Source organism: Arthrobacter sp. DualSoilB13, assembly GCF_055389195.1.
Genome location: NZ_AP035865.1, coordinates 2791932 through 2806472, shown reverse-complemented (window position 1 = coordinate 2806472; position 14541 = coordinate 2791932). Strand labels below are relative to the sequence as shown.

Below are 14541 nucleotides of genomic sequence, written 5' to 3'. Positions count from 1 at the left end.
CACAGACAGGTGTCCACAGCGGGGGGCCTTCCAAATGTTTTTTGTCGGTGTGAGTCAGTACGGTAGATACATGAGTTATACGGAGTCGCCGGCGCTTGCCAATCACCTGATGGAGACTGTCCTTCCCATCCGCCCCGCCATGGTGGATCGCGGCTCGGGCATCCGTATGAAACCGGGAATGGTTGAGGAGCTTGTTGCCTCCGGCTCGGCGAAGGCCATGGTCATTTCGCAGCGCAAAGCTTTGGTGTCTGGTGACGGTCTCTGGTTCGGGGACGCCGCGCCGCTCTATAACGCTCTCACCGCCTCGGGCGGCGGTGCTGTTTCTGCCATCTACCTGGGCACCACCTTGACGTCGTCCTCATTGCCCGAAGGCACGTCGGTTGTGCTGTTCACTGTTGCGGAACCGCCAGCGCCGGGAACCGTTACGGTCCCGCTGGGTACGGAATGGGCAGGCTTCCGGGATGTCGCGGCGCGTCTGGACGCGAACGACACCGCTCTGTTCATTGAGGCCAGTGCAATCTCCAACTGGCATGCAACCCACACGCATTGCCCGCAGTGCGGGACGCCCACGGAAATCGAGGCAGGCGGCTGGGTTCGGCGGTGTCCCAAGGACAACTCAGAGCACTATCCGCGGACTGATCCGGCCATCATTGTCACGGTGGTGGGCCCCGATGGCCGGCTCCTTCTCGGTGGAGGCGGGCCCCTTGACGCCAGGAATTACTCAACGCTCGCTGGATTCGTTGAGCCCGGCGAGTCGCTTGAGCAAGCCGTCGTGAGAGAGATAGGGGAAGAAGTCGGCGTCCGTGTGACCGCCTGCCAGTACCTCGGTTCTCAGTCCTGGCCTTTCCCTGCCTCCCTTATGTTGGGGTTCACGGCCACGACGGACGACACCGTGGCGCGGCCCGATGGCGTCGAGGTCACCCGTGCCCGGTGGTTCAGCCGCGAGGAATTGCAGGAGGCCGTGCTGAGCGGTGAAATCACCATCTCAACGCGCTTGTCCATAGCACGTTCACTGATTGAGCATTGGTATGGCGGCGTCATCGAAGACCTCCAGCCGTGACTGAAGGAATCTTTGACGGCGGTGTCTCACTTGAGGATCGCATCCTCGGCGGCTTGGACGACGAGCAGCGCGAAGTAGCCAGTACGCTGACGGGACCCATGTGCGTCCTGGCAGGAGCAGGCACGGGTAAAACTCGCGCCATTACCCATCGAATTGCCTACGGGGTTCACTCCGGTGTGTACAGTCCGCAGAGGCTTTTGGCCGTCACATTTACTGCCAGGGCCGCGGCCGAGATGCGCAGCAGGCTCCGCGATCTCGGCGTTGCAAACGTGCAAGCCCGCACCTTCCACGCCGCCGCGCTGAGGCAGTTGCAGTTCTTTTGGCCGCAGGCAATCGGTGGCACTTTGCCCAGCCTGCTGGACCACAAAGCAAACATGATTGCCGAAGCTTCCCGCAGGCTGCGCCTGAGCACTGATCGGGCATCCATCAGGGATCTGGCGGCCGAGATCGAGTGGGCCAAAGTGTCCATGCTTACCCCGGCCAACTATCTGGAGAATGCCCAAGGACGTGGAACTCCGGGAGGCTTCGATCTCACCGCGGTCTCCAGGGTTTTCCAAGCTTATGAGGACATCAAAACCGATCGAAACGTCATCGACTTCGAAGACGTCCTGCTCATCACCGTGGGGATCCTTCAGGAGGACCCCAAAGTGGCGGCAACAGTGCGGGAACAATACCGCCACTTCGTAGTGGACGAGTACCAGGACGTTTCGCCGCTGCAACAGCGGCTCCTGCATTTGTGGCTCGGTGGTCGGAACGAGTTGTGTGTGGTGGGCGATGCCAGCCAGACCATCTATTCCTTTACCGGAGCTTCCCCCAAGCACCTTCTGGGTTTCAAATCGCAGTTCCCCGAGGCAACGGTCGTGAAGCTCATTCGCGATTATCGCTCGACCCCGCAAGTGGTGAAGTTGGCCAACGATCTCCTGGGATCCCGCCGTAGCGGCGGACCCGTTGCCGATGCCGCGTGGGCCTCGCCCCTCAAGCTCGTCGCCCAACGGCCGTCCGGTCCGGAGCCACGCTTCATGGAGTGCCCGGATGACGAGGCAGAGGCCGCGGTAGTCGCAGGCAGAATCCAGGAACTGCTCAGCACCGGGGTCAAGGCCAGCGAGATTGCCATTCTGTTCCGCACCAACGGCCAGTCCGAAGCGTACGAGCAAGCACTTGCCTCGGCTGGTATCGGCTACCAGCTCCGGGGAGGGGAACGGTTCTTTGCGCGGAAGGAAGTCCGTGATGCGATCCTCCAGTTGCGGGCGGCAACCCGTGCCGTGGCAGAAGGACCCCAGGAAGCACTAGGCCAAATCGTTCGTGACATCGTCGCGTCACTCGGGTATACAGCGGCCGCTCCACACAACGGGGGAGCACTGCGCGAAAGGTGGGAATCCCTGGCAGCTTTGGTCGCATTGGCTGATGAGCTAGCTGTTAGCCGCGGAGAGTCCTTCACCCTGGCTGAGTTCGTGAACGAACTCCAGGAGCGATCGGTCGCGCAACACGCCCCGACCGTTCAAGGTGTAACTCTGGCTTCCCTTCACGCCGCCAAGGGCCTGGAATGGGATGCAGTGTTCCTGGTGGGCCTCAGCGAAGGCCTCATGCCTATTTCCTTTGCCGACGCCCCCGAGGATGTGGACGAAGAGCGAAGGTTGCTCTATGTCGGCATAACCCGGGCGCGAGAGCACCTGAATCTCTCATGGTCCACGGCCCGAACACCGGGCGGTCGGGCCAACCGCAAGCCGTCCCGTTTCCTCGACGGACTTCGCCCCAATTCCGTGGCTTCCGCAAACGCGCGCAGCAAAACAGGTCCCACCCGACGGAAAGCTGCCGCACCGGCGTCATGCAAGGTATGCGGAAGCATGCTGGCAAGTGGAGCCGAACGCAAGGTGGGTCGATGTAACCAGTGCCCGCCCACATATGAGGAACAAACGTTCGATGCGCTGAGGCAGTGGCGCAGGGACGAAGCCCAGACGGCCGACGTTCCGGCATATGTTGTTTTCACGGACGCCACACTCACGGCCATCGCGGAGGCCAAGCCTTCATCGTTGGAGGAACTGTCTGGCCTGGCTGGAATTGGCCCATCCAAGCTTGAACGCTACGGCGAAGCTGTTCTGGCCGTACTTGCTGAGAGTTCGGAACTCTGATGACGCGTCCACCCGCCCCCGGTGCCGGTGGTTCGCACACCACAGACGACGGCGCTCCGGTGGTCGTGCGTCGATCAGCCAGACGCCGTCGAACTGTTGCTGCCTTTTGGGAAGACGGCAACGCCGTGATCGCAATCCCAGCCAGCTTCACCAAGTCCCAGGAACATGAGTGGGTCCAGCGAATGCTGGCCAAGCTGAAGAAACAGGGAGAACGGCAAACAGGTCCTGGCAGGCGCCGCCCCGCCACGGATCAAGCCCTCGCCAATCATGCGGAGCACCTTTCTCGGACGTACCTCGGCGGGCGTGCGGTTCCGACGTCGGTTCGCTGGGTCTCCAATCAGAACTCCCGTTGGGGTTCGGCTACTCCTGCGGACGGCACTATCAGGTTATCGAACAAGCTGCAGCGAATGCCGCAGTGGGTCATCGACTACGTCCTGGTCCATGAGCTCGCGCACTTGCTGGTGGCGGGCCACAACGCCGAGTTTTGGAGACTAGTCGAGGCATACCCTGAGACTCATCGGGCAAAGGCCTTCCTGGAAGGCGTTGCCTTTGCTACATCCCGGGGACTCCCGGAAGAGCCAGGCTCTGAAAACTCCGACGAACCAGCTGGGGACGTGACTGACTAAGCGCTGTGTGACGGAATTTACCCGATGACGGTGCCTTAACCGAGCAGCGGCCGCCATGGATATGGCGGCCGTTGCACTTTTTATTTCTAAGAGTGGAGCCTACTTGGTGGGTGCCTCGGGGTCGGAGTCATCCGATTCCGACTCTTGCCCGGACCCGGTCTCCGTGGAAGTGCCCTCTGAGTCTGAAGCTTCAGCTTGATCGGCGTCGGAGGTTTCGTAGCCGCCGCTCAAAAGCTTCTGCAGGGCGTCATCAACTTCGCTGTCACTTGCCTCGGCAAGGCGCCTACGTTCGGAGAACCCCTTCGGGTCGTCGAGGTCCTCGCCGGTGGGCAGGAGATCCGGGTGGTGCCAGATCGCGTCACGGCCGGCGATGCCTCGCTCTTCCTTCAAGGTCGCCCACAGCGTTGCCGCTTCACGGAGCCTGCGGGGCCGAAGTTCCAAACCGACGAGGGACGAGAACGCGTGCTCGGCCGGTCCGCCGGTGGCGCGGCGGCGCCGCACCGTTTCGCGCAGTGCAGTAGCGGACGGCAGTACCTTATCAGTGGCTTCCGCTGTGAGCTCGTCCACCCAGCCTTCCACCAGGGCAAGCGCTGTTTCCAGCTTCTCCAGTGCTGCCGTTTGGACCGGCGTGCGTTCAGGAGTGAAGACTCCCTGGGACAGAGCTTCCTGAATTCCTTCGGGGTTGCTCGGGTCAAGGTCCCGGGCGAGGTCTTCGATGCGGGACATATCTATGTGAATACCGCGGGCGTAGGCCTCGATGGCTCCAAGCAAGTGACCTCGCAACCAAGGAACCTGGACGAACAAGCGTGCGTGGGCGGCCTCGCGTACGGCAAGGAAAAGTCGGACGTCGTTCTCCGGAAGGCTCAGTCCTTCCCCGAATTTTGCGACGTTGGCAGGCAACAGGGCCATTTCGAGGTCTGCCAAGGGGACTCCAATGTCAGTGGAACTGACAACTTCCGCTGAAAGTGCGCCGATGGCTTGTCCCAGTTGCATGCCGAAAATGGCTCCGCCCATGTTCTGCAGCATGGATGAGGCCCCGCCCATCATGGACTTCATCTCTTCGGGCATTTGTTGAGTGAGTGCACTGGAAAGGGCGTTGGCGATGCTGTTGGCCACCGGCTCTGTCAGGCGCTTCCATGTGCCCAGGGTCGCTTCAACCCATTCGGCCCTTGACCAGGCCCGCCCGATCAGGCCGGTTGCCGAGAGATCAGTAACCGGGTCCAGCCAAAGCTCTGCAAGCCTGAGGGCTTCGTCAATCTCTCTGGCCTGTTGGGCGTTGACCGAGGGATCGCTACCGGCGGCGGCCACGCGGCGTGCATTCTCGTGGGCGAGTTGCCAGTTCACGGGGCCATCGGAGGTGGAGCTCATCATTGCCTGGACCTGGGCGAACATCTGCTGTAGGAGCTGGGGATCGTTGGGCAAGCCAGCGGCCTTAGCCAGCTCAGCGGGATCGATGTTTCCCATGCCCTGGCCACCCATCAGGTTCTGGAGCATTTCTGCCAGCGGATCCTTGGGGGTTTCGTCGTCGTTGGACGGATTATTGGGGTTGGAAGTCATGGTGCCGCCGATCGTCGAACTGGCTGGTGATCTCTTTCACCGTACCGCGCGGCCGGAAGGCTGTCTGCCCGGAGGAGGTCCCGTTCGCTGTAGGCAAAGCAGCCCTGCAACGTCAGACCGCGTAGTGTTGATGTTTGGTATGTGCCGCCGCTGCCTTTGGCGGCAGGAACCATGGATCCGGTCACGCAATGCCGGCATAGAGAGGCCTCAATGCTTACTTCGCCCAGCCCCGAGGGCTCATTGGACCCGCGTCAGACGCCCGACGCCGATTCCACCTCCGTGCCTACGTCGCCTCCCCGGGATGGCCGGTACATGATCATGGTGATCTCCGGGCTTGTCGCGCTGGGGCTTGGCATCGGTGCGGCAGCGTTGCCTGTCCCGTATGTCATTGAGTCAGCCGGTCCCACTTTCAATACTCTGGGCAAGGACGGCGACAAACCTGTGATCAGTATTTCCGGTCGCGAGTCCTTTCCGGCGAATGGCAACCTTGACCTGACCACTGTTGTCATGACGGGTGGTCCGAAAACCCCGGCAACCATCTTCGACGTCTTCCGGGCCTGGGTGGATCCCTCCAAAGCCATATATCCGGAGGAACTCATCTATCCCAAGGGCACCACGGCCGAACAGACGGTGCAGCAAGGCGAAATTGCGATGGAAACATCGCAGGAGAACGCAGTGGCCGCAGCATTGCGTGAACTCGAAATCCCGTTTGAGCAACGGCTCAACGTCGCGGGACTGTCTGATCCTTCGCCGTCAGCTGGAAAGATCCAGGAAGGTGATCGGCTTGTTTCCATCAATGGCAAAGCGATTACGTCCATGAGCGTGGTCCAAGCAGAACTGGCCGCAGGTGCAGGATCGCCGGTCGTTGTGGGCCTGGACCGGAAGGGTATGGCAGTTTCGGAAACCATAACTCCTACCAGGAACCAGGCTGACCGTTACGTTCTGGGTGTGCTGCTCGCCAGCGACTTCACCTTCCCGTTCGACGTCAGCATTTCCCTGGACAACGTCGGCGGACCCAGCGCAGGTTTGATGTTTGCTCTGGGAATAGTGGACAACCTCACGCCGGGGGATCTCACGGGCGGCAAACACGTCGCTGGCACGGGAACCATCACAGCCGATGGTGCGGTGGGACCTATCGGTGGCATTGCCCAGAAGATGATCGGTGCCCGCCAAAAAGGCGCAACCATGTTCCTCGCTCCGGCTTCCAATTGTGCCGACGTCGTAGGCCACGTACCGGACGGGCTTCAGGTTGTAAAAGTGGAAACCCTTGCAGACGCCACCTCCGCCGTGGAGCGCCTCGGAGCCGGCCAGGACACGGGGAGCCTCCCCACCTGCACAAACAACTAGACTGACGGTGGAACTTAGCTCCACTGCCACTCGTGGCATAGATGACGGCCTCTGCCACCTCCCAGCGGTAGAGATTGTCAGCACGCGCACACCGACTGTTCACTGACACCAATGAGGTACAGAGTTTGTCCCGTCCCGCCAGCTCCAACCCGCCCGGAAGATCACCGCTGAGACGAGGTGCCCTGACGCCGACGCTCATTGTCGTGGCCGTGGCCGTCGTCGGGTTCATTTTCTTCGCCAATGTGTGGACTGACGTCCTCTGGTACCAGCAGCTTGGCTTCTTCGAAGTTTATCTCCGCGAAAACCTCGCCAGGATCATCACATTCATCATTGGCTTCGCCATGATGTTTGCCGCTGTTTTCTTTGCCATCAGGATCGCCTACCGTTCCAGGCCCGTCTATGCTCCGGATGCTGAGGCCCGGGACAACCTCAACCGCTACCAGGCGCAGCTCGAGCCTGTTCGCCGGGTTGTCATGATCGGCCTCCCTATCCTGTTCGGGCTCTTTGCCGGCAGTGCGGCCGCTAGCCAATGGCAGAAGGCACTGTTGTTCTTCAACCAGGAACCTTTCGGTCAGAACGACCCGTTGTTCAACATGGACATCAGCTTCTACCTGATGACGCTGCCGTTCCTCGGTTTTGTCACAGGATTCCTGATCAGCATCGCGGTTGTCGCCGGCATCGCAGGCATCCTGACCCATTACCTTTACGGCAGCATCCGCCTCATGGAACGCGGTATCTTCACCAGCCGTGCAGCGCAGATTCACATCGCCGTCACGGGCGCTCTCTTCCTTGTCCTGCTTGGTATCAACTTCTGGCTTGACAGGTACACGACTGTCCAGAGCAACTCAGGCCGCTGGGCCGGGGCCCTCTACACGGATGTTAATGCTGTTGTACCTACCAAGGCGATCCTTGCCGTGGCCGCGGGCCTCGTTGCCATCCTGTTCATCATTGCTGCAATCATTGGTCGCTGGCGCCTGCCAGTCATCGGTACTGCGATGTTGGTTATCACGGCCATACTGGCCGGTGGCGTTTACCCGTGGGTTATCCAGCAGTTCCAGGTACGTCCGTCGGAGAACACCTTGGAAAAGGAGTTCATTGATCGAAATATCAAGATGACGCGCGCTGCTTATGGTCTGGACAAGATCGATGTCTCCGCCTATAACGCCACTACCACCGCCACCACCGGTGCCTTGGCCGCGGATGCCCAAACCACTGCCAACATCCGTCTCCTTGACCCGAACCTGATTTCCTCCGCATTCGCTCAGCTGGAGCAGTATCGTCCGTACTACCAGTTCCCGCAGACCCTGAATGTCGACCGATACATGGTTGACGGTAAGGTCCAGGACACCGTTATTGCGGTTCGTGAACTGAACCCGGACGGCCTCAGCGCCAACCAGCAGACGTGGGTCAACAGGCACATCGTCTACACCCACGGCTACGGTGTGGTGGCAGCCAAGGGCAACAAGTTCACCGCCGATGGCAAGCCGGAGTTCCTGCAGTCGGGGATTCCGTCCACTGGCGTTCTCGGTAACGATACTTCTTACGAGCCCCGCATCTACTTCGGTGAGAACTCACCTGAATACTCCATTGTGGGAGCGCCGGATGGTGCCCCCAACCGCGAGCAGGACCGGCCGGCGGGCCGCGAAGGCGGCGGGGAGACCCAGTACACCTTCAGCGGTAACGGTGGACCGAACGTAGGCAACTGGCTGAACAGGATTCTCTACTCCATCAAGTTCCAATCTTCCGACCTCCTGCTCTCGGACGGCGTGAACGCGGAATCCCAGATCCTCTACGAACGCAATCCGCGCGAACGCGTTGAGAAGCTCGCCCCGTACCTGACCGTGGACGGCAACGCCTACCCGGCGGTGGTGGACGGCCGCGTCAAGTGGATTGTGGATGGTTACACCACCAGCCAGTACTTCCCGTACTCACAGCCCCAACAATTGCAGAACGCCACGGCCGATTCCCAAACCAGCGCAGGGCGCACAGTAGCCTTGCCGAACAGCTCGGTGAACTACATCCGGAACTCGGTCAAGGCCACCGTGGATGCGTACGACGGTTCGGTGAACCTCTATGCGTGGGATGATCAGGACCCCATCCTGAAGGCTTGGCAGAAGGTCTTTCCCACAGTCATTAAGCCGTACTCGGAAATGTCCGGCGACCTCATGAGCCACGTTCGCTACCCCGAAGATCTCTTCAAGGTTCAGCGTGAACTTCTGGGCCGCTACCACGTGACGGATCCGGACAGCTTCTATCAGAACAACGATGCTTGGAGCGTGCCGAACGATCCCACCGTTTCCGAGGCCGTCAAGCAGCCGCCGTTCTACATGTCCCTGCAGATGCCTGACCAGGAGAAGCCGGCCTTCCAGCTGACGTCATCGTTCATTCCGCAGACTGTCAACGGCAGTGCGAGGAACATCTTGTATGGATTCCTTGCAGCTGACTCTGATGCCGGAAACGAGAAGGGAGTCAAAGCCGATAGCTACGGAAAGCTAAGGCTCCTCGAGTTGCCAACCGACACCCAGGTGCCCGGTCCCGGCCAGGCCCAGAACAAGTTCAACTCCGATCCCACGGTGTCCCAGGCGTTGAACCTCCTGCGGCAGGGTGCATCGGATGTACTTAACGGCAACCTGTTGACCCTTCCCGTGGGTGGCGGTTTGCTCTACGTACAACCCGTCTACCTGAAGTCCACCGGCGAGACGTCCTACCCCACATTGCAGCGTGTGCTGGTTGCCTTCGGTGACAAGATCGGCTTCGCGCCCACCCTTGACGAAGCACTGAACCAGTTGTTTGGCGGAGACTCCGGCGCTTCTGCCGGGGATGTCGCCAACAATGGCCAGACACCGACAGCGCCGCCCGGCACTACGACGCCGCCGGCTGGTCCCACCGATGCCAAGGCAGAACTCAAGGCGGCCCTGGACGAGGCCAACAAGGCCATCCAGGACGGCCAGGCAGCATTGGCTAAGGGAGACTTCGCCGGCTACGGTGCTCAGCAGACCAAATTGTCTGACGCGCTAAAGAAGGCGATTGACGCTCAGGCCCGTTTGGACGCCACTCCAGCTCCAACGGCGACGCCGGGGGCTACTCCCAGCGCGACGCCCGCACCTACGCCGAGCAGCTAGTCCTGTAGGCAGCTGAAAGGCCGGTGCCTGTTCCCTTCGGGGGCGGGTGCCGGCCTTTCGCGTAGGGGGAGATGCAGATCACGTCGCCAGGATTTGGTCTCTCATTCACCGGCCGGTAATGTTGTTCTTGCGACGCGGGGTGGAGCAGTTCGGTAGCTCGCTGGGCTCATAACCCAGAGGTCACAGGTTCAAATCCTGTCCCCGCAACTGGAGAAAAGGTCCGGATCAGTAATTACTGATCCGGACCTTTTGTTGTGCCCTCACCCCCGCGATGGGCGCCCCCTCAGGCCCATCGCTCTCTCACATCCCGACGGGTTGGGCTGGATCCTCTCTCACATCCCGACGGGTTGGGCTGGATCCCCTCTCACATCCCTCTGGCCGGGGTGCTGCGGCAGCTATTGTGTGGGGCTTTAGGGTGCGGGGGAGTGATCTGCGGCACCTTAGGGGCCATATGGTCAGAAGCACCCTGAGGGGTGCGGTAGAGTTGTTCTTGCGACGCGGGGTGGAGCAGTTCGGTAGCTCGCTGGGCTCATAACCCAGAGGTCACAGGTTCAAATCCTGTCCCCGCAACTGGAGAAAAGATCCGGATCAGTTATTACTGATCCGGATCTTTTGTTTAACTGTTCGTCGGGATGCGAGTGCTAGCATCAAACCGGATTCGCTGAGGTATGAAATAGATGGGACGCTCAATGGTCAACGACGACTATGGATTTGGCCTTCAGCGGGAAGTTCTTCAGAGGGATGGCCCGGTGGCCGTGTATCAGCAGGTGGCTGACGTTTTGACGGATCACGTCAGCCGGCTGGAGCCAGGATCACGGATCCCCACGGAAGAGACTCTGATGGACGCCTACGGCATTAGCCGGACCACGGTCCGGAAAGCGCTGGAAACCCTGGTTGTGAAGGGTTTGTTGGTTCGAAGGCAGGGCAAGGGAACGTTCGTGATGGCCCAGCGTCCCGTCAAGATGCTGAACCGCCTGGCGCCGTTCATGGAGACGTTCACGGCGGCCGGCATGAAGACGGTCAAGGGACTCATCGAGTATAAGTGGATGGAGAAGGACCAATCAGTGCCAGCCAAGCTGGTGTCTGACGACAATCTGGTTTTGGTGATCCGGCGTTCCTACTCAAGCGCTGGGTGGCCTTATGCCATTGCGGAGATTTTCATTCCCTCCCACATCGGGCGCCATATCAGCTTGGCGGACGCCGAACGGAACTCCATTTATCAGGTCATTCAGGACAGAACGTTGAAGCCCCTCCACCGGGCTGAAATTACCGTTACCATGCATGCCCCGCCTGAGCATTTGGCAGACGCTTTGAACGTCCGTGGGTTCCCTATGGTCCCGCGCTTGGAACGAACGACGTTGGGCGCGCATGGGGAGGTCCTCGAGTGTACGGTGACCTACTTTCATCCCAAGGGATTCGAAATCCGCGCCGAGGTGGCAACCGACGTCAGCCCCGGCCAAGACACGCTAGGTCCCTTGACGGACCAGATGTAGTGCATGAAAAAACCGGGCCGGATCCACTTCAGGATCCGGCCCGGTTCTGGTTTCAGTCTCTGGGCAGCTTGACCGATCGGTAGCTGGAGCCCAACTTCTTCTTAGAGTTTGTCGAAGTCGGCTTCGTCCACAGTTGCTCCGGTTGATGCGGGGGCGCCTGCGCCAATGGCGGGCTTGGCACCGCCCGATTTCAGGGCCGCAAGGCGGGCTTCGATCTCAGTCTGCTCTCCGAGGTCTTCGAGCTGGTTGAACTGGGCGTCAAGGCTGGAGCTGGCGAGTTCCTGCTGGCCCAGGACCTTGGCCTCTTCGCGACGGATCTTCTCTTCGAAGCGACCTACCTCGCTGGTGGGATCCATGATGTCGATGCTCTTGAGTGCGTCGTGCACCTGGGATTGTGCGGCGGCGGTCTTAGAGCGTGCCACGAGTTCGTTGCGCTTGGCGGTGAGCTGGTTCAGCTTGTTCTTCATCTGGTCAAGCCCGGTTTTGAGCTTGTCCACTACTTCGGTCTGGGAGGCGATGCTCGGCTCAGCTGCCTTTGCCTCGGACTCGGCAGTCATCTGGCGCTGGATTGCCACCTTGGCAAGGTTGTCAAACTTCTGTGCGTCTACGGGATCTCCGGCGGCACGGTACTCGTCGGCCTTGCGGGACGCTGCTAGAGCCTTATTGCCCCAGTCCTGTGCGTTCTTGACGTCTTCGTTGTAGTCCGCCTGCAGCATCCGGAGATTGCCGATGGTCTGGGCCACGGCTGATTCGGCCTCGGCAATGTTGTTCGTGTAGTCGCGGACCATCTGGTCCAGCATCTTCTGCGGGTCCTCAGCCTGGTCCAGCAAGGCGTTGATGTTCGCCTTGGCGAGCTGTGAGATCCGACCGAAAATGGACTGCTTAACCATGGTGTTGCCTTTCGTCCTGCTCAGTGGTGCCACTGGAAATCAGTGATCAGTTGTTGTACCGCTTCTATACGGGGCGTTGACCCCGCCTAGTTTGTCTGGCTAGAAGCTGCCGGAGTCTCCGCCGCCAAAGTCGCCGCCGCCGCCGAAGTCGCCTCCGCCGCCGGAGTCGCCGCCGAAGAATCCGCCGCCGCCTCCGCCGTCGTTGCCGCCTCCCCAGCCGCCTCCGCCGCCGTTCAGGATGGAGTTGATGAGGATACCGCCAAGGATGGCACCGCCAAGGCCGCCGCCTCCGCCGCCTCCGCCGAACATCCCACCGCGGCCGTAGCCCTGATCGGCGTAACCGAACTGATCGACGTCGGACTGGGCGAGTTGTGCAGCCTGCGCCGCGAGCGAGTGCGCCTGCTGGGCGTAGGTAAGTGCGGTGACTGGATCATTGCGTGAGATGGAGAGTGCATAGTCAAGGTTGCGCTGGGCCTCGGCCAACCTTGTCCGGGCCTCTGTGCCCACGCCCCCGCGACGTGCAGTGATGTAGTCGGATGTAGCGCTGATCTGTGCCTGCGCCGCCATGATGGTTTGCTGAAGCGAGGCCTGGGCCCGGCGGGCTTGCTCCTGCTGATCGCGGACGCCGGACAAGGACTGATCGAGCGCCTGATGAGCAGACTCCAAACGGCTAAGCGTCGCGATGGGGTCGATCTTTCCGCCCTGAATTTCGGTTTTTACCTGTGCCAAGGCCGCTTCCACCCCGGCCACTGGACCGGCCAGTTCAGGGTGTGCACCGGACTGGATCATTGCCCGCGCCTGTGCGAGGTCCTGGCTGGTTTCTGCCACAGCGCCTTCCAGGGAAGCCCGGGCCTCATCCAGGCTGCCGGCCGTCTTGGAGATGGCATCGATCAACACGTTGGTTTGGTGCAGGCTCTCTTCTGCGGCGCGTACCGCAACAGCAGCGAGGCTGTTTTCGCCGCTTGCCAGCTTCTCCTGGGCAGCAGTTGCAGCGTTCTGTACGAACGCGAGCCGCTCCTTGGCCTGCAAGATGTTGTCGGAGACCTGGGTCAAAGCAGATTCGGCATATTTGGCGCGCAAACCTTCAAGCGACTGTTCCGCGCTGGCGATCTTGGCGTCGGCTTCCCTGGCTCCGGCCGTTACCGCTGCCAAGGCTTGAGGAGCGTTCTTTTCAAGCTCGCGCAGAGAGTCGAAGTCAGCCTTCTGATCTCGCAGCGAAGCCAATGCGGCTTCTGAGCGGCGAATGATCTCGCCGAGCCAACTACGCTGCTGCTCTTCAGTGTCAGGAATGTGGTCATCCAGCTGCTGCTGCAGCTTGAACGACTCCGTCATGTGGCCCTTCGCTTCTTCCAGGGCTTTGGTGAAGTTACCAATTGCGGAATCACCATACTGAGCCTGGGCGAAGCCCAGTTCCTGCTCGCTGGACTTGATGGCGTCGTCCGCCTCGATCAACAGTGAGCCGCTCTTCTGGCGCAGTTCCGGAATGGTCAGGCCCGCCAAGGGGTCAAGCTGTTCACCTTGTGGTCCATAGCTGGCGCTGACCGCCTTGGTGCTGCCCTTCTTGCGTCGGTTACGGAGGTACAGATACGTGCCTGCACCGCCGGCCGCTACGACGCCTACGCCGACAAGGACACCGACACCTGCGTTTCCGCTCGGAACGGTACCGCTACCGCCGCCGGCAGCGTCCCCGATGGCAGCCGCTGTGTCGATGGCCGCCTGTGCGAAGTCTTTCTTGCCGCCTGCCAGATTGGCTGTCACGGCATTTTGCGTAATGGCGGACTGCTTGGAGCGGATGGAACTTCCGGAATTCAGTACGAAGGTGTACTGGCCGGAAGCGGCAATTGCCAGGATCGCGTCTGCCTTACCCATGCCCTTGTTCTTGGCTACGGCCTCCGCCCAGGCGGGGGGTTCGGAGGGATTCGTGAAGGAGTCCACAGTGACCACATACAAGTTGTATTTGTGGTCCTTGAGCGTCTTTTGGATCGCTTCCTGAACTTCGCCCTTACGGCTACCCAGAAGATTGGCGTCATCCACAATGTTCTGGCCGGACGGAATGGTCACCGGATCTGCAGCCCAAGCGGAAGTGGCCGGTAGGGCCAACATTCCAGCCAGGCCGATTACGGCGAGTACGCGTTTAACTATTGACCGCATGTGCAACCCTTCAGCACGTCTGCGACTGGAACAAGGCGTACCAATCGTCACAGAATGCTCAGCGCCCCCACGCATGGTGTAAAGCCGCAGGTCGCTGTGGCAATTCCTCTTGATTCTATGGTGCACCCCCGAACCCGTCCACAGGGTTGAATATGCCACCAGCGAA

Annotated in this window: 9 protein-coding genes and 2 tRNA genes; 8 read left to right on the top strand and 3 right to left on the bottom strand. The window is 60.7% G+C overall.

Annotated elements, in window-relative coordinates:
• Positions 1-70 precede the first annotated feature (70 nt).
• From nudC to ACZ5J0_RS12850, 3 genes are read left to right on the top strand one after another with little or no spacing between them, the layout of a single operon-like run.
• Positions 71-1060, top strand: a complete 990-nt coding sequence (nudC, locus tag ACZ5J0_RS12860; RefSeq protein ID WP_142938519.1) for an NAD(+) diphosphatase — start codon at positions 71-73, stop codon at positions 1058-1060.
• Positions 1057-3189: an ATP-dependent DNA helicase UvrD2 gene (locus tag ACZ5J0_RS12855; RefSeq protein ID WP_464093247.1), complete on the top strand. Its 2133-nt coding sequence runs from the start codon at positions 1057-1059 to the stop codon at positions 3187-3189. The genes nudC and ACZ5J0_RS12855 overlap by 4 nt, the downstream gene beginning before the upstream one ends.
• The gene (locus ACZ5J0_RS12850) at positions 3189-3815 is read left to right on the top strand and encodes a M48 metallopeptidase family protein (protein ID WP_464093246.1); all 627 of its coding nucleotides are present in this window, start codon (positions 3189-3191) and stop codon (positions 3813-3815) included. The genes ACZ5J0_RS12855 and ACZ5J0_RS12850 overlap by 1 nt, the downstream gene beginning before the upstream one ends.
• A 99-nt stretch (positions 3816-3914) precedes the next feature.
• Here the strand turns inward: ACZ5J0_RS12850 and ACZ5J0_RS12845 are convergent, their stop codons facing one another.
• A complete protein-coding gene (locus ACZ5J0_RS12845) occupies positions 3915-5372 on the bottom strand; it encodes a zinc-dependent metalloprotease (protein WP_464093245.1) in 1458 nt (485 codons plus the stop codon).
• 210 nt (positions 5373-5582) lie between these two features.
• On the opposite strand from ACZ5J0_RS12845, the gene ACZ5J0_RS12840 reads away from it, so the two are divergent.
• The 5 genes from ACZ5J0_RS12840 (at position 5583) to ACZ5J0_RS12820 (ending at position 11334) form a co-directional block, all read left to right on the top strand.
• Complete coding sequence (locus ACZ5J0_RS12840) at positions 5583-6719, top strand: YlbL family protein (protein WP_142938523.1); 1137 nt, start codon at positions 5583-5585, stop codon at positions 6717-6719.
• Positions 6720-6844: 125 nt separating this feature from the next.
• A complete protein-coding gene (locus ACZ5J0_RS12835) occupies positions 6845-9841 on the top strand; it encodes a UPF0182 family membrane protein (protein WP_142938524.1) in 2997 nt (998 codons plus the stop codon).
• A 133-nt stretch (positions 9842-9974) separates the two neighbouring features.
• Positions 9975-10048, top strand: a tRNA-Met gene (locus ACZ5J0_RS12830).
• Between the two features lie 289 nt (positions 10049-10337).
• Positions 10338-10411 (top strand) — tRNA-Met (locus ACZ5J0_RS12825).
• A gap of 107 nt (positions 10412-10518) precedes the next feature.
• The gene (locus ACZ5J0_RS12820; protein ID WP_223940558.1) at positions 10519-11334 is read left to right on the top strand and encodes a GntR family transcriptional regulator; all 816 of its coding nucleotides are present in this window, start codon (positions 10519-10521) and stop codon (positions 11332-11334) included.
• Positions 11335-11435: 101 nt separating this feature from the next.
• Here ACZ5J0_RS12820 and ACZ5J0_RS12815 read toward each other — a convergent pair whose 3' ends face one another.
• Both ACZ5J0_RS12815 and ACZ5J0_RS12810 read right to left on the bottom strand, forming a co-directional pair.
• The gene (locus ACZ5J0_RS12815) at positions 11436-12224 is read right to left on the bottom strand and encodes a PspA/IM30 family protein (RefSeq protein WP_142938525.1); all 789 of its coding nucleotides are present in this window, start codon (positions 12222-12224) and stop codon (positions 11436-11438) included.
• A gap of 99 nt (positions 12225-12323) precedes the next feature.
• The gene (locus ACZ5J0_RS12810; RefSeq protein ID WP_187697141.1) at positions 12324-14375 is read right to left on the bottom strand and encodes a TPM domain-containing protein; all 2052 of its coding nucleotides are present in this window, start codon (positions 14373-14375) and stop codon (positions 12324-12326) included.
• Between the last annotated feature and the right edge of the window lie 166 nt (positions 14376-14541).